This window comes from Methanospirillum hungatei, from assembly GCF_020216685.1.
Classification (GTDB): Archaea; Halobacteriota; Methanomicrobia; order Methanomicrobiales; family Methanospirillaceae; genus Methanospirillum; species Methanospirillum hungatei_B.
Map to the genome: position 1 here is coordinate 1 of NZ_JAIWNS010000067.1, position 19,154 is coordinate 19,154.

At 48.7% G+C, this 19,154-nt stretch carries 22 protein-coding genes and 1 tRNA gene; 10 read left to right on the top strand and 13 right to left on the bottom strand.

Annotated features, from left to right (window positions below; all coding sequences use genetic code 11):
* The first annotated feature begins 120 nt into the window (after positions 1-120).
* The gene (locus LDL35_RS03745; protein ID WP_304019615.1) at positions 121-528 is read left to right on the top strand and encodes a 30S ribosomal protein S6e; all 408 of its coding nucleotides are present in this window, start codon (positions 121-123) and stop codon (positions 526-528) included.
* A 5-nt stretch (positions 529-533) separates the two neighbouring features.
* Here LDL35_RS03745 and LDL35_RS03750 read toward each other — a convergent pair whose 3' ends face one another.
* Positions 534-998: a DUF2240 family protein gene (locus LDL35_RS03750; RefSeq protein WP_304019616.1), complete on the bottom strand. Its 465-nt coding sequence runs from the start codon at positions 996-998 to the stop codon at positions 534-536.
* A gap of 184 nt (positions 999-1,182) precedes the next feature.
* Here LDL35_RS03750 and LDL35_RS03755 point away from each other — a divergent pair, with 184 nt between their 5' ends.
* Positions 1,183-1,641 carry a hypothetical protein gene (locus LDL35_RS03755; protein ID WP_304019618.1) on the top strand — a complete coding sequence of 153 codons (459 nt, stop codon included), beginning with the start codon at positions 1,183-1,185 and terminating at the stop codon, positions 1,639-1,641.
* A 17-nt stretch (positions 1,642-1,658) separates the two neighbouring features.
* On the opposite strand, the gene LDL35_RS03760 is transcribed toward LDL35_RS03755, so the two are convergent.
* Together LDL35_RS03760 and hypB are read right to left on the bottom strand one after the other, a co-directional pair.
* Positions 1,659-2,036, bottom strand: a complete 378-nt coding sequence (locus LDL35_RS03760) for a 30S ribosomal protein S8e (protein WP_304019620.1) — start codon at positions 2,034-2,036, stop codon at positions 1,659-1,661.
* 97 nt (positions 2,037-2,133) lie between these two features.
* Complete coding sequence (gene hypB, locus LDL35_RS03765; protein ID WP_304019622.1) at positions 2,134-2,781, bottom strand: hydrogenase nickel incorporation protein HypB; 648 nt, start codon at positions 2,779-2,781, stop codon at positions 2,134-2,136.
* A gap of 55 nt (positions 2,782-2,836) precedes the next feature.
* Here hypB and LDL35_RS03770 point away from each other — a divergent pair, with 55 nt between their 5' ends.
* The 5 genes from LDL35_RS03770 to LDL35_RS03790 all read left to right on the top strand — a co-directional run bounded on the left by LDL35_RS03770 (position 2,837) and on the right by LDL35_RS03790 (position 5,209).
* Positions 2,837-3,118, top strand: coding sequence for a signal recognition particle subunit SRP19/SEC65 family protein (locus LDL35_RS03770; RefSeq protein ID WP_304019624.1), 282 nt, complete (start codon positions 2,837-2,839; stop codon positions 3,116-3,118).
* A gap of 1 nt (position 3,119) precedes the next feature.
* A complete protein-coding gene (locus LDL35_RS03775; RefSeq protein WP_304019626.1) occupies positions 3,120-3,770 on the top strand; it encodes a histidinol phosphate phosphatase domain-containing protein in 651 nt (216 codons plus the stop codon).
* Between the two features lie 104 nt (positions 3,771-3,874).
* The gene (locus LDL35_RS03780; protein WP_048067533.1) at positions 3,875-4,105 is read left to right on the top strand and encodes an H/ACA ribonucleoprotein complex subunit GAR1; all 231 of its coding nucleotides are present in this window, start codon (positions 3,875-3,877) and stop codon (positions 4,103-4,105) included.
* 8 nt (positions 4,106-4,113) lie between these two features.
* Entirely contained in the window at positions 4,114-5,127 is a 1,014-nt protein-coding gene (locus LDL35_RS03785) for a transcription initiation factor IIB (RefSeq protein ID WP_011449439.1), read from the top strand.
* 10 nt (positions 5,128-5,137) lie between these two features.
* Positions 5,138-5,209 (top strand) — tRNA-Ala (locus LDL35_RS03790).
* A 40-nt stretch (positions 5,210-5,249) separates the two neighbouring features.
* Here LDL35_RS03790 and LDL35_RS03795 read toward each other — a convergent pair.
* Positions 5,250-6,386 (bottom strand): PEGA domain-containing protein, encoded by a 1,137-nt coding sequence (locus LDL35_RS03795; protein WP_304019628.1) that lies wholly within the window; start codon positions 6,384-6,386, stop codon positions 5,250-5,252.
* A 209-nt stretch (positions 6,387-6,595) separates the two neighbouring features.
* On the opposite strand from LDL35_RS03795, the gene LDL35_RS03800 reads away from it, so the two are divergent.
* Positions 6,596-8,908, top strand: a complete 2,313-nt coding sequence (locus LDL35_RS03800; RefSeq protein WP_304019629.1) for a S8 family serine peptidase — start codon at positions 6,596-6,598, stop codon at positions 8,906-8,908.
* A 10-nt stretch (positions 8,909-8,918) separates the two neighbouring features.
* Here LDL35_RS03800 and LDL35_RS03805 read toward each other — a convergent pair whose 3' ends face one another.
* From LDL35_RS03805 to LDL35_RS03820, 4 genes are read right to left on the bottom strand one after another with little or no spacing between them, the layout of a single operon-like run.
* A complete protein-coding gene (locus LDL35_RS03805) occupies positions 8,919-10,052 on the bottom strand; it encodes a pyridoxal phosphate-dependent aminotransferase (RefSeq protein WP_304019631.1) in 1,134 nt (377 codons plus the stop codon).
* The gene (ribH, locus tag LDL35_RS03810) at positions 10,049-10,471 is read right to left on the bottom strand and encodes a 6,7-dimethyl-8-ribityllumazine synthase (RefSeq protein WP_304019633.1); all 423 of its coding nucleotides are present in this window, start codon (positions 10,469-10,471) and stop codon (positions 10,049-10,051) included. The genes LDL35_RS03805 and ribH overlap by 4 nt, the downstream gene beginning before the upstream one ends.
* A gap of 12 nt (positions 10,472-10,483) precedes the next feature.
* Positions 10,484-10,942, bottom strand: coding sequence for a riboflavin synthase (ribC, locus tag LDL35_RS03815; protein ID WP_304019635.1), 459 nt, complete (start codon positions 10,940-10,942; stop codon positions 10,484-10,486).
* Positions 10,939-12,072, bottom strand: coding sequence for an alanine--glyoxylate aminotransferase family protein (locus tag LDL35_RS03820; RefSeq protein ID WP_304019636.1), 1,134 nt, complete (start codon positions 12,070-12,072; stop codon positions 10,939-10,941). The genes ribC and LDL35_RS03820 overlap by 4 nt, the downstream gene beginning before the upstream one ends.
* 168 nt (positions 12,073-12,240) lie before the next feature.
* Between LDL35_RS03820 and purE the strand changes: the two genes are divergently transcribed.
* Positions 12,241-12,636, top strand: a complete 396-nt coding sequence (gene purE / locus LDL35_RS03825) for a 5-(carboxyamino)imidazole ribonucleotide mutase (RefSeq protein WP_304019638.1) — start codon at positions 12,241-12,243, stop codon at positions 12,634-12,636.
* 19 nt (positions 12,637-12,655) lie between these two features.
* Here purE and LDL35_RS03830 read toward each other — a convergent pair whose 3' ends face one another.
* Genes LDL35_RS03830 through LDL35_RS03840 form a run of 3 tightly spaced genes read right to left on the bottom strand, consistent with a single transcriptional unit; the run spans position 12,656 to position 15,607 of the window.
* A complete protein-coding gene (locus LDL35_RS03830) occupies positions 12,656-13,867 on the bottom strand; it encodes an aminotransferase class I/II-fold pyridoxal phosphate-dependent enzyme (RefSeq protein WP_304019640.1) in 1,212 nt (403 codons plus the stop codon).
* Positions 13,824-14,315: an Lrp/AsnC family transcriptional regulator gene (locus tag LDL35_RS03835; RefSeq protein ID WP_011449430.1), complete on the bottom strand. Its 492-nt coding sequence runs from the start codon at positions 14,313-14,315 to the stop codon at positions 13,824-13,826. Before LDL35_RS03835 ends, LDL35_RS03830 begins: the two co-directional genes overlap by 44 nt.
* Positions 14,316-14,332: 17 nt before the next feature.
* Entirely contained in the window at positions 14,333-15,607 is a 1,275-nt protein-coding gene (locus LDL35_RS03840) for an ORC1-type DNA replication protein (RefSeq protein WP_304019642.1), read from the bottom strand.
* Between the two features lie 387 nt (positions 15,608-15,994).
* Between LDL35_RS03840 and LDL35_RS03845 the strand changes: the two genes are divergently transcribed.
* A complete protein-coding gene (locus LDL35_RS03845) occupies positions 15,995-16,483 on the top strand; it encodes a MogA/MoaB family molybdenum cofactor biosynthesis protein (protein ID WP_304019643.1) in 489 nt (162 codons plus the stop codon).
* Between the two features lie 174 nt (positions 16,484-16,657).
* Here LDL35_RS03845 and cgi121 read toward each other — a convergent pair whose 3' ends face one another.
* Both cgi121 and LDL35_RS03855 read right to left on the bottom strand, forming a co-directional pair.
* Complete coding sequence (gene cgi121 / locus LDL35_RS03850; RefSeq protein WP_304019645.1) at positions 16,658-17,194, bottom strand: KEOPS complex subunit Cgi121; 537 nt, start codon at positions 17,192-17,194, stop codon at positions 16,658-16,660.
* A partial coding sequence (locus LDL35_RS03855; RefSeq protein WP_304019647.1) for a helix-hairpin-helix domain-containing protein occupies positions 17,188-19,154 on the bottom strand: 1,967 nt, incomplete at its 5' end. The genes LDL35_RS03855 and cgi121, both read right to left, overlap by 7 nt.

Sequence of the window (19,154 nt, forward strand, 5' to 3'; positions counted from 1 at the left end):
ATTAAGGATATATACCAACCTGTATGGAGACTTCTCAGCAATGTCTGAGTGATGGGTATCCGATCGGTCGAAGAATAAAAAAATTGCAGCGGTCGTTGAATTCCAAAGTAGGTGATTATTATGGTTGATTTTAAGGTAGTCCTTTCAGATCCGGCAACCGGCAAGGCATATAATATTGATGCCAGTGGTGCAGGTGCCGGCTCTTTTATAGGCAAGCGTATCGGTGATGAGATTGATGGTGCTGCACTCGGGTTTGACGGATACAAGATCCGGATCACCGGTGCATCTGACCGGAACGGAACCCCGGCAAGAAAGACCCTTCAGATTGCCGGACGGCGGAAGGTCCTCATGGCAGGCGGTGTCGGATTTCACCCACGTGTAGATGGCGAGCGCCGGAGAAAAATGGTCCGTGGTGCAGAGATCACCCAGGACTTTGTTCAGATTAATGCGATCGTCGCAACCCAGGGTTCAAAGACCCTTGCAGAATACTTTGCTCCGGCCGAACCAGAAGCACCGGCAGCAGAATAAATATTTTAATCTTTTTTCAGCAGCACCTGTTTTAACGGATCCAGCAGATCGGCAACAGGGATGCCGTGTCTTTTTGCAACAATGACGAGTGCCGCTTCAGGTCTGATATTTCCATCAAAGTCTTCAGTTATCACCTGATTCATCCGGGCAATTACCTCCTCCGGTTCTTTCCGGGTATGACTGGTGATCCGGTCCAGGAGCTGTTCAAAGGGATCATGTGCATCAAATATGGATGATGATGGCTTATACCCGATAGGAATCTGGACCTCTGCGAGATCGAAGAGAGGATAATACATCTCTCCATCTGTTCCGAGAAGTTGCTGCTCTACGCCCCGGTGAATCAGGAGATCAACCTGTTCACGATCCATCCACCGGCGGTCAAAGGCATAATAGTAAATTAATTCGCTTTTTCCAAGCTTTTGAGCCCTGCTATGATAAAAGGGTGCTGCGAGTGCGGTTTTCAGTGTCATGTCAATGTACCGGGGGTGAGAAATTCTGTACCTTTATGTTAGATTCCTGAACTCATCATTCTTTTTTCATTGATTTAAAATTCCCATGGATTGGAGAGATAATACTTTCATCCTATTCTTTTTATCTGCACAAGAGAATATTGGAGGTACACATACTGCATAAGCGGATGGAGATGTGAGTCAGATGAATGGAAAAATCAGATCGCATTACTGTATGCTGCTGATTTGCGTGCTGGTGGGGATTGGTACCATTTCAGTCAGCAGCGTACTGGCAGATACCGGAGGTGTCCCTTCTTCAGCCCCCGGGTATCACCCAGGACTTTTTACATCAGGTCAGGGCGTGAGTATTCCTGCCGTTGTAAACACCTATGAAGGTGGAATTCCGGAGCCTTTTCTAAACCAGGAACAGAACATATCATTCTCGATATACCAAGGAGATCTCTCAACAGGGAAAAAACCATCACTCGTCGGGTTTTTATCTGCAGGAAATCTGAGAGCACCGGTTAGTATCTACGGGCGAATGACAGGAGCTGCCGAGTATCAGTACCTTGCCACCATTATTCCAGATGATCAGGGAATATTTGTCTGGGAGATTCCTGTCAGTTATTATGGATACACTGATTTTCAGGTAAAAACCACCTGAAACCTTTTAAAAAAGAGTTATTCGATCAGAACAGCGTTGATAACGCCATGCTGACCTGGTCTGCTGGTAATCCGTGCACGGCCAAGTTCAGTTCTGATGATTGCACCGCGGGTGAGAAGGTTACGCCGGACATAGTTCGGGTTTGCTGCATTCTCTTCCACAGTCTCAATCTTTACTTTCTTCGTCTCTCCGGTCTTTACATTGCTGATAGCAGCATATTCACACCGGAGTGCCCGGACCTTGTTATTTCCTCCGTAGGTACGGGAAATTTTTCTCCGGTCTATACCAATATGGGTTTCAGCCGGGGCTGACCCGATCTCCCTGCGTCTTTTTCCACGGGACGGGCTGTACCTGCCGCCGGTGGATTTCCGAACAGAACGTCCTTGCCATTGCATAATATCTCATCCTCAAGTATCATTTACCCGGAGTGGGAGAGCCGGGTAAACCACGGAGTCTTATATATATCCCCCGCGCCAGTATATAAGATTCCGCTTAGGACAGGATCTCATCAACCAGGGGATCAATCCCATCGCCAGTCTTCATATTCGTCCTGAATATCTTCATGGCTGGATTGTACCTGAGCATGTCCCGTTCCATCCGGTTCAGGTCTGCACCAACCGCATCGGCAAGATCAATCTTATTCAGCACCGCAATCGTGCAGCCCCGAAACATCATCGGATGCTTGTTGACTACATCATCACCTTCGGTGGATGAGACAACAACAATTCGTTTCTCCGCGCCCAGCAGAAAATCAGTCGGACATACCATATTTCCAACATTTTCAATAAACAGGACATCCACATCATCGAGCGGAAGATGATCCAGGGCATGTTCGATCATATGGGCATCAAGATGACACTCCTTTCCGGTGTTCACATTTTCCGCAGGAATGCCAAGAGCCACAATCCTCTGAAAATCATCATCCCCATACACATCACCTGCAATCGCTGCCGCTTTCAGTCCTCTGCTCTTCAGTTTTGGAACGACCTTCTCGATGAGTGCCGTCTTTCCTGACCCGATGCCCCCGAGCAGATCAAAGGCCCTGACTCCATGGGCATGAAGATGCGCGGCATTTGCTTCAGCCAGCTTTCGGTTGGCTGAAAAAATATCTTTTTCAATGGAGATATCGATATGATGCATACCATAGCATCTCTCCCGCTGGTACTTTATAGGTTCAGATTGCAGATCTGTGAGAATGGATAAGGGAGTAATACTCTATCCCTGTTACTTTGACAGTGAGCTGATGCGGTCAGAGGGGCGCAGAGTCTCCCGTGATACCGGCGTCGCTCATCCTGAACCCGGGGATATCGAACGTATTTTAAAAGCAAATAAATTTTCTTTTACCCGTGAGTCAAAATCCCACCCTGCATACTGGTGGAAACATCAGGGAAGATTTGTCGTAGAATATCCGGGATCAAAGAGTAAACTTATCGCACTTGTCAGTTCGGGACTGAAAAGCGGAGGAAAAAAGAACTGATATGTACGATTTTCACACCCATACACTCCTGTCAGACGGCGACCTCCTTCCAACTGAACTGCTCAGACGGATGCAGGTCCTTGGATACACCGTCGTCGGGATTACAGATCATGTTGATGCCGGAAATATCGATGAGACACTTGTATCATTAGGCCGGGTGGCAAAATCTGCCCGAACCATGGGAATGAGACTGCTCCGGGGGGTTGAGATAACCCATGTCCCACCGGTAGAGATTCCGGATCTGGCCAGATATGCAAAAGAGAACGGGGCAGATCTTGTGGTGGTCCATGGTGAATCCCCGGTGGAACCGGTGATACCAGGAACAAATCATGCTGCTCTCTCCTGTCCTTACGTTGATATTCTTGCCCATCCGGGTCTCATCACCGAAGAGGATGCAGCCCTTGCCAGAAAACACAACATCGCCCTGGAGATCACGGCACGGGGGGGGCATAACCGGACCAACGGGCATGTTGCCAGGATTGCAGAAAAGACCGGATGTCTTATGGTTGTGGATTCAGATGCACATCACCCGGGTGATCTGATGTCAGCACGAGACCGTGAGATCACTGCCGCAGGTGCAGGAATATCCGGTGAATTACTTAAAAACCTTCTCTCTACAGAGGGAAATGAGTTTTATCACCGTTTTCCGTAATACTTAATAATTGTCATAAATATTAAATAGGTCTTATTCGCACATATATAGGTTGCTTATCTTATCTCCGGTGGGGGGATACAGGCATTTTTGGGGGCGATGTATTGGTACGGGCTATTGGAAGAGTAAAAAGTAAATTTGGACATCACATCCTGATCGTTGAATGTGATGCCGCAAAGCTTCCCCGCCTGTACAGCAAAGTTCTTGATAAACGTTGGAAACCAGTGGGGAAACTTATCGATATTTTCGGTAATGTCACATCACCGTACGCTGCGGTATTGACCAATATCGAGGAGCCTTCGCGACTCATCGGCGAGAAGCTCTTTATCAAATAGAGGAAAGAATGTCAGAAGAGATTGAGAAACTCCGGACCCTTCAGAAGGAACGTGAAGCCCTGAAGAACAGGCTGACCGGGAAGGTAACTGAGAAGCAGAAGAAGATTGAGAACCAGACCGAATCTCAATGTCCAGAGTGTGGCAGCAGACAACTCGTTCATGATTATGAGCGGGCTGAACTGGTATGTCAGCAGTGTGGTCTGGTTATTGATGCAGAATTTATCGACCGCGGGCCTGAGTGGCGTGCGTTTGACCATGATCAGAGGATGAAAAGGTCCCGTGTCGGAGCACCGATGACCTTTACCATCCATGACAAAGGTCTCTCCACCATGATTGACTGGAGAAACCGGGACAGTTATGGAAGGGCAATCTCATCCAAGAACCGTGCACAGCTCTACCGGCTCAGAAAATGGCAGCGCCGTATCAGGGTGAGTAATGCAACCGAGCGGAACCTTGCTTTTGCATTATCTGAACTGGACCGGATGGCTTCAGCACTCGGTCTTCCCCGTAATGTCAGGGAGACGGCTGCCGTTGTCTACCGTGATGCCGTTGATAAAAACCTTATTCGTGGCCGGAGTATTGAAGGGGTCGCAGCAGCTGCATTATATGCTGCCTGTCGCCAGTGCAGTGTTCCCCGAACTCTTGATGAGATTGCAGAAGTATCACGGGTATCAAGAAAAGAGATCGGCCGTACATACCGGTTCATATCCCGTGAACTTGGGTTAAAACTCCTGCCGACCTCACCGATAGATTACGTTCCCCGATTCTGTTCCGGGCTCCAGCTGAAAGGTGAAGTTCAGAGCAGGGCTGTTGAGATCCTCAGGCAGGCAGGAGAGCGGGAGCTGACCTCAGGACGGGGACCAACCGGTGTTGCAGCAGCTGCCATCTACATCTCTTCCATCCTTGGCGGTGAACGCAGAACACAGCGTGAAGTTGCAGAGGTTGCTGGTGTGACAGAAGTTACCATCAGGAACCGGTATAAGGAACTGGCAGAAAAACTGGATATTGAGATCATTCTCTGATCTCCTTTTCGGGCTCGTAGATCAGTGGGAGATCGCTGTGTTCGCAACGCAGAGGCCGCGGGTTCAAATCCCGCCGGGTCCATTTCTTTTTGAAAATTAAAAATAAAATTCGGTTTTATTGTCTATGATACCTGCCCGCTCAGGCATCCGATATCAATAACACTCCGAAGTGTTCCAGGAAGGGTATGATGCTGCATGCCTTCAATACCCATGACTGAGAAGTACAGATAGGTTGTATTATCTTCACTGCTGATTTCAGGATCCATCAGCCAGACGCCTGGTTCCATCGTCTCAAGTACCTGCACTGGTGATCCTGAGAAATCAAGGCCGTCTTCAGAGAGAGAGAAGAATATCCGCTGACCTTTGGACTTTGGAGTCGTATCAACATAAAAAATACCAGTTCTCCCGTCCGGGAGGATCAGGACCGCAGGGTCGGTCCCATATCGGATCCTGATACCATCCTCCTTCTTCCAGGAGATACCCATATCATCAGATATTGCACTTTTTATTCCGGAACCAGGGATGCTGTAGTACATCCTGACCGTCCCGTCATCGTAGGTTATTCCAGTCGGGACAGATGGATACCCCGAATTTCCCCCTGTATCCTCACCATCGATGGGGATCTGTTCCTCCCCGGAGAATGATATCCCGTCCTGAGAAGTTACCGAATACAGTGAATGCTGATGACCGACAGTCTGGCGAAATACCATCCGGTATGTCCCGTCAGGAAGGGCAAACACCCATGGTTCGGTCCTGAAAACACTTCCTCTGGTCGGTACACCAAGACAAGGCTCACTCATCCGGTCCCAGGAGATCCCATCGGACGACTCCATACACATGATTCCTTCTTCCCACCCGCTATAATACGCTATATAGGATCCATCAGGCAGACGGAGGATATCATAGGCAGTGCCATCCAGATCAGCGGGCTCAGGTGTTCCCACACATTCACCAATCCTGACCAGCGCAGGCATCGGAATCGTGTCACTGTTGAGAAAAGAAAAGGAGACAGATGTTAATTCTTCAGCTTCAACAGAGATATTCTGTGTCTGAGAAAAGAATCCTTCCGGAGAGGCCCGAATCAGGTGATACCCCTCCAAAATCTCTGAAACGTGTACCGGTGAGAGCCCTGCATACACATTATCAATATAAACCGGAACTGATGGAATATCAGCGGTGATCTCAAGAGAGCCAGATTCCGCTGCTACGGAGACCATGAGAAAAAGAAGGCCGGTTACAATCAGCAGCAGAATCTTCATAAGATGAGATCTGTCAGATAGAGATATGTATTTTCGGTTTGTCCGGTTTACTCATCATTCAAAAACTCTCTGGTTTGAATCCGTTTCATGATATATACCAGACTTCGCATACATATCCTCTACCAGTACCTGAAAATCCCGGAATAATCTCTGAAACGTCACATACTTATAAGGTGCCGCATAATCTCCTAGTATCAGGTGATCAACCGATGAAAGATGGGATTGGATGGATGAAACATATTTTCTCAAGGGTTTTTGTGCTGATTCTCCTTTTTGGCTTTTTTATTCAGGCTATTACAGCAATTCCGGTAATGCCTTTCAATTTTGATGAGATAAAACCTCAGGACCTTCATGATTCATACCAACCAGGAGTCCTCCTGGTCAGGGCAGCCGGTCCTGCTGAAGATACCGCATCAGTTCTCTCTTCAGCCCACGCAACGATAGGTGCCAGAGTGCTTGAGGATTTTTCAGCAGAAGGTATTGCAGGTCTGCAACTCATTGCACTTCCTGAAGGAATGAGCGTTCCAGACGGGGTTGCATACTACTCGGTAAAATCCAGTATTCAATACGCAGAACCTGATTATTACCGGACCACAGCAATCATGCCTGATGATCCGGATCTCTGGAGACAGTGGGGACTTGTGAATACAGGGCAAGTATACAAAGAAGATTCAGCACCAGGAACACCCGGAGCAGATATTCACGCGGCATCTGCCTGGAATACAACCACGAATTCGGATGTCATCATTGCCGTCCTTGATACAGGTGTTGATTACCTCCATGAGGATCTGGCAGACAATATCTGGACAAATCCCCAGACTGGAACACATGGGTATGATGTCATCACCGGGACATTAGAACCCATGGACCTTGCTTCTCATGGGACTCACTGTGCCGGGATCATAGGAGCGGTCGGAAATAACGGAAAGGGAGGTGCAGGAGTAAACTGGAATGCTACCATCCTCCCGGTCAGGTTCCTCAATAGTTTCGGGACTGGAACAGTATCAGATGAGATAGAAGCAATATTATGGGCTGCACGAAACGGTGCTCAAATTTTTTCATGTTCATATGGCGGTTCAAGTTTCAGCCAGGCCGAGTATGAGGTTATAGCCGGAACAGAAGGGCTTTTCATCTGTGCAGCAGGAAATAGTGGGAAGGACAATGATTATGAGCCTCATTACCCGTCAAACTATGACCTTGATAATATTATTTCTGTAGCAGCTACGAATGCTCAGGATGAACTGGCTTCATTTTCTAACTTCGGTAAAGTATCAGTTGATATCGGAGCACCAGGAGCAGACATCTACTCTACCAAACACAATATCTATAAACCAGAACCGGTCTGGCGTGATTCTTTCGAAACATTAAACAACTGGACTATTCACGGAAACTGGACGCTCGATACTGAGAATTTCTTTTCTCCACCATCTAGTGCCTCCGGATTGGTAAACAATACCGTTATGAACCAGACAGAACCACCTGTCATCATCTCATTAAAAGAACCCCTTGACATCTTTAACCTGACAGAACCGATAATCTCCTATCAGCTCCAGATGGTCGGGGCATATTCCACATTCTATATTGAAGCTTCCAATGACAACCTTACCTGGAAAAAATTGGAGTATGACACAAAACCATTGACCCTTCTTCCCTGGATCTACCGGGAGTGTAAAATTCCATCAGATATGATGAACGCACCCCTGTATATCAGGTTCGGTGCGGATGGCACCTTTGTCATGTGTTTCCTCGATGATATCACCCTTTCAGAGGGGTATGGAGATCGTGTCGAGACCAGGTATGGGTATATGGACGGTACATCCATGGCTGCTCCGTTTATCAGCGGAATGGCGGGTCTTATGGCGACATATGCTCCCGATGTCTCATATAAGACAATAAAGGAGGCCATACTGAACACTGCGGATCCAATTCCCAATCTCGCAAATAGAACTGTATCAGGAGGGCGGGCAAATCTGTCTGCTGCTCTTGCATACCTGAAAAAACCAGAACCAGAACCGGACCAGATCTCCCTGTATCCAGGATGGAACCATGTTTCCATTGCAAAAAAACTGATAGCAGGCAATGACACCGCCTCTGACCTCTTTGGACAGATCACCAACACCTCCGGACATTCGGTTCTGAAATATGTACATGAAAACTGGACAACAGTCCCGGCAGAAGAGAAGATTGTCCCGCTCTCATCATACTGGATATATTCAGGAGAGAGTCAGAATATCACCCCAAAACCTGATTCAAATCAGAGCGGAACCTACACCAGAGATATGGAAAAGGGTTGGAACGGGTTTGGAGTCGTTGGGACCGGAAATGAATCAGCAAAAACCCATCTGATTCCTTTGGGTGATAACTGGACCTATGTGATTGGGTATGATGCCAAATCCCAGTATTATGAGGAACCGATCATCAGAAACGGTACCGGAAACCAGAGTGACAGCCGGATCCTTATGCCCTGGCAGGGGTACTGGCTCTATACCACCGGGAATGTAACCTACCAGGTTACCATCTGATTTTTAAAAATTAGAGAACAGCAGAGATCCTGCTCATCGCTTCTTTCAGCCGGTCCATTGACGCGGCATAACTGATCCGGACCCACCCCGGATGATTGAACGCAGATCCATGGGTGACAGCGACATGACCCTGCTCCAGCCAGCGGTTCGCAACCTCTGCATCATTGCCATCCACTTTGACATAGGCGTAAAACGCTCCGTCAGCCGGGGCATACGAAAGTCCCATCTCATCCATGCTTTTCAGAACAAAGGCACGTCTTCTCTCAAACTCTGACCGCATCTCTTCAATACACTCCTGTGGGCCTTTGAGCGCTGCAACCCCGCCATACATGGCAAAGGTCGTCGGATGGGAGATGGTGTGTTGCTGGACCTTGTTCATGTACCCGATGATCTCTTTGGATGCGACGGCATACCCAAGCCTCCATCCGGTCATGGCATATGCCTTTGAGAATCCGTTCACCGTAATGGTCCGATCCTCCATACCCGGGAATGCCCCGATGGAAGTATGTGTCTTTCCATAGATCAGTTTCTCATAGATCTCGTCGGAGAGGACAATGAGGTCATGGTCCTGACAGATATCAGCAACCAGTTGCAGGGAGTCCTGATTGAGTATTGCACCGGATGGATTTGACGGAGTATTGACAATGATCATCCGGGTCTTCTTTGTAACCTTCTCAAGAAGATTGTCATCAACCTGGAAGGTCTCCGGATTCAGAGGATGATGAACAGGAACGCCACCGGCAATCTGCACACAGGGCTCATAGCTGACCCATGATGGATCCAGAATGATGGTTTCATCACCCGGACTTAGGACTGCTTCACATGCCTCATATATCGAGTCCTTTGCCCCACATCCGACGATCACCTGATCCGGAGTACAGGGGATCTTATTCTCCTGCTCGATCTTTTCGGCGATGGCCTTCAGAAGTTCCGGGATTCCCTTCCCCGGTGCATAGTGGGTTTCACCCCGCCGGAGAGCATCAATACATGCCTCGGTGATATGGGCCGGGGTAGGAAAGTCAGGCTCCCCGATAGAGAGACTGATGACATCTGTCCCTGCAGCCTGCATCTTCCGGGCTTTTTCCGTGATCTCAATCGTTGCTGACGGAGCGATGGCAGCAAGTTTGGTCGAGAGAGGTCTCATGCTAACCGCTGTACCAGTTTGATTGCGGATTCGACCGCACGCTTTCCATACTCTATCCGCTCAGTCGCCTCCATCCTGGTCATACCCGGACCGGAGATGCCAAGAGTCACCGGCTTTTCAAACTCAAGGGAGAGATCAATGATCTTCCGGGCTGCATGCTGGACCACAATTTCGTCATGCTGGGTTGCCCCTTCAATGACACACCCGATGGTAACAACGGCGTCGACCTTGTTATCTCGCAACATTTTCTTAATGGCAAGTGGCATGTCATAGGCTCCGGGGACATACAGCCGCTCTGTTACCTCGGCTCCCAGAAACTTTGCATGCTCTTCTGCCTCAATCTCCATCATATAGGTGATGTCACGGTTAAATTCCGCGACAACAAAACCAAGCTTTATTCCTGCATTTTTCACTGTCATAATTATCCTCTTCTATTGTCGTGCCGAACCGGCATCAGAAAAACCCTGTCTCTGACCGGTTCCGGCTTCCCGCTCAAGGGTTCCGGGTCGCATGAGTTTGATAACATTTACCGCATGTTCCCTGGTCCGTTGTTCAGCAAGCCAGGCAAGTTCTGCATCATCTGCTGCTTCATCCTCATGAACAAACACTTCGATGATATGCCGGTTTGTCATGAGCTGGCAGGCGATAAGTCCGGTGGATGCTTCGTGGGCACACATCCGGTCTTTTTCTTTCCCGCCAGGCATCCCAAGAGCCATGCAGATGTCACACCGATACTCGTCAAATAGTATTTTGCAGGCTACCGGTAGATCTTTCACACCAGGGACGGTATAGCGCTCTATGGTAACACTACTATGTTTTTTCAGTTCATCGATCGCGAACCTGCCCATATTCACCCGTGCAAAGGTCGTGTCCGCGATACCTATCTTCATCCTAAATCCTCTGCTGCAGCCATCACACCAGACTCCCGTACCTGATGGCCGGTCTTTCGGACTGCATATTCTGTTGCTGCAAGGGTTGCGAGAAGCTCAGGTGCTGAAACAGCTCCCATATGACCGATCCGAAATATTTTATCCTTCAAGTGGTCCTGCCCGCCGGCGATCTGAATACCAAGTTTCTTGACGGCTCCTCTGAAATCCTTGTCATTTGACCCGGCCGGTATACAGGCAGCAGTTACGGTATTAGAGTACTGGTGAAGACTGTCGGTCTTTGGGAACATGTCAAGACCCCAGGCCTGTACAGCCTTTCTGACTGCACCTGCCATCCTGTGATGCCGGGCGATCCGCTTCTCAATGCCTTCTTCCTCAATGATGAGACATGCCTCCCGGAGTGCAAGAAACAGCGGGACTGCCGGAGTATAGGGAGTCTCCATGGGATCTTTGGCTGCATTCTTCTTGTACGCCGGAAGGTCCAGGTAATATGGCGGGTTTTTTACTGCCCGGTCCCATGCCCGATCTGAAACAGAGACTGCTGCAAGACCTGCAGGTGCTGCCAGACATTTCTGTGAACCGACGACGGCAACATCGACCCCCCAGTCATCGGCCAGAACCTGGTCACCACCGATGGAGGTCACCCCATCCATAATAAAGAGCGCATCATATTTCCGACAGATCTTTCCGACCTCTCCTGCCGGGTTTAATATTCCGGCTGATGTCTCATTATGGACCATCGTGACGACCTCGCACCCATCCTCAAGGGCAGATTTCAGGCCTTCAAGGTTCAGCGGAGTGCCCCAGTCTGACTCAATCGGGCGGGCTTCTGATGCATACCGCTGTCCAATCGTGTACATCCGTTCTCCAAACTTACCATTGATCAGGTGAGCCATTTTGCGGCCCTTTCCAAAGTTTGCAACCGCAGCCTCCATTCCGGCAGTCCCGGAACCTGAAATGACAAGAGGGTTATTCTTCGTACCAAACAGGCCTTTCAGAACACGAACGATATCTGCATATGCATTACCGAATTCTGCCCCCCGGTGATTGATAGCCTGCCGGGCCATGACTGCACGAACCCGTTCAGGCAGCGGAACCGGGCCCGGAAGCATCAGGAGCAACTCATCTTCCATAAAAATCGAGTATAGTATTTTACTTCCAGACTGATTATAGTGCCTTTCACTTCATTCATCATCATCGGGATGAAAACAAAGATTATTTCCTGGTGTATATTGTATGTGCAAAGGATGGGATAATACGACCCTCTGATAGGGAAGATTCCCGGAATGTATGGAGAAAGTATGCCTGACGTCAGCATTATCTGTGGTTCTTCATCTGATGAAGAGATCGCAAAAAAGGCCTGGGAAGTCCTGAAAGGTTATAATATCAGTTATGATTGCCAGGTCATTTCAGCTCACCGTGACCCTGACCGGTTGGATGAATATATATCCGCATCTGATGCCAGGGTCTTTATCTGTATTGCAGGACTTGCCGCCGCCCTTCCCGGTGTTGTTGCATCCAAAACAAAAAAGCCGGTGATCGGTGTTCCAGTCTCCGGTAAACTCATGGGTGGTCTTGATGCCCTGCTCTCGATTGTGCAGATGCCAAAAGGGGTCCCGGTCGCCTGCGTCGGAGTTGATAACGGTGAAAATGCGGCCCATCTTGCAGCACGAATACTTGGAATCGGAACAGAATAAAAAGAGATTATTATTGAGTTCAGGGTAAAGACCTGATAAACTCATCCATTCTTCGTATTGCTTCAGTCAGTTCCTGTCTTGAAACTGCATAGGAGCACCGTACATGCCCGATACCACTGTTCCCAAAGACGCTGCCTGGAACAACGGCAACACCTGCTTCTGTTATCAGACGCTCGGCAAACTCATAGTCGGTAAGTCCGGTCCCCTTTACGGACGGGAATGCATAGAACGCTCCTTCAGGTGTATGACAGGAGAGCCCGATCCGGTTTAATCCGTCAACAAAGAGGTTTCTCCTGAGGTGGTACTCACGGACCATCTCACGCATCGCATCTTCTCCGTTTTTCAGTGCCTCGAGTGCGGCATACTGGCTCATAGTCGGAGCCGACAGCATCACATACTGGTGAATTTTCAGAGTGGCAGCAGTGATATCCGGAGGGGCACAGAGATACCCAAGTCTCCACCCGGTCATGGCAAATGCTTTTGAAAACCCTGAAAGTGTAATTGTCCGATCCCACAGACCTTCGATTGAGGCGGTAGCGGTATGATGGCCCTCATAGGTCAGTTCGGCGTAGACCTCATCTGAGAGGATGAGCAGATCATGATCAATCGCAACATCTGCAATTGCTTCAAGATCTTCCCGTCTCATGACACCGCCGGTCGGGTTATTCGGAAAGTTCAGGATGAGAACCTTGGACTGCGGAGTGATATGTTCCATCAGGACATCTGCAGTAAGACGGAACCGGTTCTTCTCTGTGCAGGGGACCGGAACCGGGGTCCCGCCTGCCATGGTGACACAGGGAGCATAGCTGACATAAGACGGGTCAATGACCAGAACTTCATCTCCCGGGTTGGTTACCGCACGAATGACGATATCGAGGCCCTCAGATACCCCGGTGGTGATGATCATCTCTGACATCGGGTTATACTCAACCTGGTACCGGTCCCGGAGGAACCGGGCAAGTTCTCTTCTCAAGGATTCCATCCCGGTATTTGAGGTGTATGCCGTATGACCCTGCTCAATGGATGTGATCGCGGCATCGCAGATATGCCAGGGAGTTGAATAATCCGGCTCTCCAACCCCGAGAGAGATGACATCCTCCATCTGTCCGGCCAGATCAAAAAATCGGCGTATTCCTGACGGTGGTATAACTTTCGCCCGTTCAGAGACGAAATCCCGTTTTCTCTGATCAGAACGAGAATGGCAGGCGTTGTCCGTCTTCACGCTCAACATAGAGCACCCCGTTTTCCTTGTATGTCTTCATAATAATGTGTGTCGCTGTCTCCCGAATCCGTTCCATGGGAGCAATCTGCTCAGATACAAACCGTGCAATCTCCTGCATACTCTTTCCCTTGACCAGCAGCTGGAGATCATGGGTCCCGGTCCTGAGCCGAAGGTTCCGGACATTCGAAAACCGGGAGATCCGTGCTGCGATTCGATCGTACCCATAGTCCCGCTCAGGTGCAACCTTCAATTCAATAATTGCATACACTGCACCTTTATCCACCTGTTCCCAGTTTATAACCGCAGAGTACCGGCGGATAATGCCATCTTCTTCAAGTTGCTTTTTCCGTTTTTCTACCTCTTCATCACTGCACCCAAGCATGACTGCCAGATCATGAAGGGGTGTTGAGCAGTCTTCTTCAAGAAGAGAGAGTAATGATCGGTCTATATCATCCATGAATTTCAGCCCTTTTCTTACCGTAATATCTGGACCACAATCTGTTCATCAACCTGTGCGAGACGTCCATCTGACTCTTCCATGATTACCTCCCATATCTTGTCCGTGTTGGTATCAAACCACATCTCTTTGGTTCTCCCATGGCGACCCCTGTTTACCAGTCTTGTATTGATAACGCCGAGCATATTAAGTTCTGATATCAGGTCTGATATTCTCCGTGCGGTAAGGACATCAATCTCAAGAAACGGGGTGAGTTCTTTGTATATTCTGGTAACATCACCCGAGATGAAGATCCGCTGACCTGCCCGGTGCAAAAGAAGCATGCAGTATAACACAATCTTGCTCTGAGTTGGTAGTGTCCTGATACACTCTACCATGCTGTCAGTCTCGATCTTTGCCTGGGCCTTTTTCACATGATCAACTGTGACCTTTGATCCATTCTCTCTATCAGCAAGCTCACCGGATATCCGAAGGAGGTCAAGAGCCCGTCTTGCATCGCCATGCTCCTGGGCAGCGAGTGCAGCACACAAAGGAATGACTTCATCTTCCAGTGCATCTTCCGCAAAACCTATGACAGCACGCTGCTGAAGAATATCACAGAGCTGAGGGGCATTATAGGGGGGAAAGACAAGTTCTTCTTCTGAAAGGGAAGATAAAACCCTGGGATCGAGAAATGTTTTAAAGCCGAGATCGTTGGAGATCCCGATAATAGATACTTTAGATCGGTTGAGATCAGTATTAATCCTGGTCAGATTATAGAGGGTATCATCACCGCTTTTTTTAACGAGTTTGTCGATTTCATCCAGAATGATGATGAAAACACCAGAATTAAGTTCAATCTGATTCTTAAGTTCACTATACACCTGATCAGTCGGCCACCCGGTCATGGGGATGTGAGTTTTAATCTTGTCACTTGGTGTGTCGTCCTCACCCATGATTAACTTGGAGATCTGTGCCAAAACCCGGTACTGGGTGTCAATTACTTCACAGTTCAGGTGGATGACCCTGCAGACGGTCCCTCTTCTGGCACTTACTGATTCCAGTTCTGATCCGACATAACGAACAGACGCTGTCTTTCCTGTTCCGGTTTTTCCATATATTAAAATATTTGAGGGAGTTTCAGTCTGGAGTGCAGGTGCGAGTATTGCTGCTATTTGATCTATCTGAGGTTTTCGGTGAGGAAGAATATGTGGGCGGTAGGAGTGACGCAGTACCTCACGGTCACGAAAAATCCGATTCTCTGAGAGGAATTTATCAAAAAGTCCAGGACTATCATTTGTATCTTGTGTCATGGAACAGGTAATCCCTCTAATGTACGATGGGTACTCCGATAATACTAGTGGACTGGTCAGGTATCTGGTACACACTGTACCCCCACCCCTTTATTTCCACTGGAACACACATCTTGACTCATGTCATATATTTTTAAAAAAATATTTTTGACTCTCTGTGGTACAGGTCAGCTTATGTACATAAAAATATGTCGTATATATTACAAAATATTAACAAGACAAATAAAATTAACAAAAACCAGAATTCTATATAAAGATGATGGGTACTTTGAGAGATGAACATCGGATCATTTTACCTTTTCCAGTGGAAATAAAGGGGTGGGGGATCTTCCTCATGCAGGACTTCCAGTCGAATATCTCTAGTATCAAAACTATCAACCTATCTGCATGGATCCCTCACACATCCAGAAGATATCTGTTCAGGCAATTGTATTGGTCATTTCTACTTCCAGAACAGAAAAAGAGGACACCGCCGGTAAGGCAATACAATCTCTCCTTCAGGAGTCATCCATCCCGGTTATCAGAACTGAAATCATTCCCGATGCTATTGAAAAGATTCAGAAGGCTCTTTTCGAGGCTCTTTCTGAAGCGAACTGTATTATCCTGACCGGCGGTACCGGGATAACTCATGACGATTGCACCATTGAAGCAGTAGAACCCCTTCTTGAGAAGAGACTTGACGGTTTTGGGGAAATATTCCGCATAAAAAGTTTTGCAGAGGTTGGAACCAGGACTGTATTAAGCAGGGCTGTGGGAGGTATCATTCATGGGAAAGCTATCTTCTGTATACCCGGGTCGAAAAATGCCGCAGAACTTGCAACACGGGACATTATTATCCCAGAAATTTATCACATCCTCACTCATGCAAACCGGTGACCCTTTCATCCTAGCAATTTTTTTGGGGGAGCCACTCAAATGAACCTGCCTTTATCTCATATTAGAACAATCATGTCTGTATGGTTCAGTGGTATCACAGTATCATTACAAAATTATTGTTGATGAAAAAAAGGCCTCTCAACTTGCAGAGAAAATAAAAAATATCTCTTAATTTTACCGGTTCACGGTCAGGAGAGCACACCGTTCACATATGAGATCGGTCAGGCGGTCCGGACCGGTTACCTCCAGTTCTTCAGGCGTCACATCGAAAAACTCTATAAGCCGATTTTTTTTCTCTTCAGACATCAGACTCCAGTCTTCATCCCTGACCTCCTCCATTTCCTCAAGAAGCGATGTGACGGCCTCCGGGTTTGGGGGAATTATACAGAGATAGCAGTCATTGATACCATTTTCAGGTCCGAACTGACCAATCTGCCCGGTCTGCCTGGTACCGGCGGCATAGAGCAGGACCTCCACCTCAAGACTTCGTGCGATCATTCGGTCTTCTCTCCAGGCGCGGATGGCATGAACCAGGGCGGTTTTCACATGCTCAAACCCGGCGATCATATTCCGGTTCAGACATACAATAGTCACGCCATATTTTTCTCCGGTCTTTCTGATCATATCCAGAAATTCTGCCCGGTCCCTGATGGTCACTCTGACCGGGATGATCTCATATTCATCTGTGTATCTGCGTTCCTGTGTTAACATCCAAAATCCTCCCAGGAAGATTGGCCCCTGATCTTCTGTGTTTCAGGTATCTCTTTTGTATTCTCTGTACCTGAGTTTTCTTTCTCAGAATCAGACAGATATGCCAGGACTTTTCTTGCCCTGGCTGCTCCGAGAACATCGGAGAGGAGCACCTCGTCAGCAGTTAGCAGGTCTGATACGGTAATGATACCCGCACTCTGGAGTTTTTCAGCCATTTTTTTACCAATTCCCGGAACGTCGGTTAATAACTCAGGGGTTTTCTGCTGATATTCATCGTCGGATGGGCGTTTTCCGGATCTCTTCACTTTGGTGATTTCATCGATAACCTGCCGTGCAATTCCTTCTCCGATGATCCGTGCAATCGTTGAAAGACCTGCCCGTGCCACTGCTTCGGGATCCGGATATCCTGCATTATACAGACTTCTTGCACGAACCCGACCGATATTACGGAGAGCAACAAGAGGCAGCAGCTCTGGTTTTACTCCATGATGAACCCTGACCGAGAGCGTCTTTACCACCTGGCTCATCTCCGGCATCTCGACAGATACCAGTCGCTCCGTTCCATGGAGGAGCCATTTGCCGGAGTCTACGATATTATAGAGATCACCGGCTCCGATTCCATACCGCTCCTCTATCATCCCCTCTGATAATTCATCAGCCCAGTCGGTCAGGACCAGAGCGGTCTTCAGACCGGAGAGCCAGAGTTCTTCCTCCTCCTGTTCAAAGGGAAGCGGTAACATGAGGTCATCCTTGTGTTTAAAGAGAAATGTCCGGAGAAGCTGGGTGTCAGCAGCCTTGAGATACAGCCGCTGCATATCAGGTGAGACACAGATGACATGAAGCAGTCCGATTAGTGTCGGAGCTTCACATGACTTCAGGCTGTCCAGGATCAAGCGTGCCGTGCAGGGATTCAGGTACAACCGGGAGACCAGACTCCCAAGCCTCGTTGCTGAAAGTCCATTCTCTCTCTCCTCTACCATCCCTGCCGTGGTAAGGAACCGGATAGCATCGCCAACCAGCCGGGGGAGGGAACGGGTTTTGGGATGCTGGAAAAAGTAAAAGGTGCGTTCCATGAATGATGCCAGTGCGTTCTGATCATGGGCAAATCCGGTTGCGATAAGGGAGAGGATATGAGCACACAACGACGCATCGTCCACGCACTGTGAATCAATTCGTTCCGCTTCTGCATCGATGAAGGTTTCAAAAAGTCGTTCAACGCTCGAGGCATCCTTTGCCAGAAGGACCGCCTCTCCATACGGATCAAGATGGGGTCTCCCTGCCCGTCCGGCCATCTGGTGATACTCCCCGACCGGGATAGGAACCATCCCAAGACCTGACGTAAACCGGTTATAATCCCGGATGATGACCCGTCGTGCCGGAAGATTAAGACCAGCAGCAAGGGTCGGGGTAGCGGCAATAACCTCAATATAGCCGTTTCGAAACCCCTCCTCAATTATCGCCCGCTCCTGCCGTATAAGACCGGCATGATGGAATGCTGCCCCCCGTTCCACGCAATCAGCAAGGACATTTCCTTCATCCCGGTCACGAAGTCTCCGAAGTTCTTGTGCGAGCGCCTTTGAGTCCGGGCTGCCGGCTTTTAATGCCCCTGCTGCTTTTTTCGCAAACCCCTCAGCATTTCTTCGTGAAGAGACAAAGACCAGGCACTGTCCCCCTTCTTCTATTGTATCAAGACAGAGGTTCAGGTCATCATGCTTGGTTTTTCCCTGGATCGGCCGTTCAGAGTCAGAAAATCGTATCTTTCCATTATAAAAGACACCCTGACGAAGGTCGACCGGTCGCCAGGTGCTGGTGATCAACGTGGCATCAAGCCATTCTGCGAGCTGGGCCGGGTTTCCAATCGTTGCAGACAGACCGATCACCTGCATATCGGGATTTGTGTACCTGAGTTTGGTTATGACCATCTCAAGAGTGGCCCCCCGGTTCTCTGATCCGATCAGGT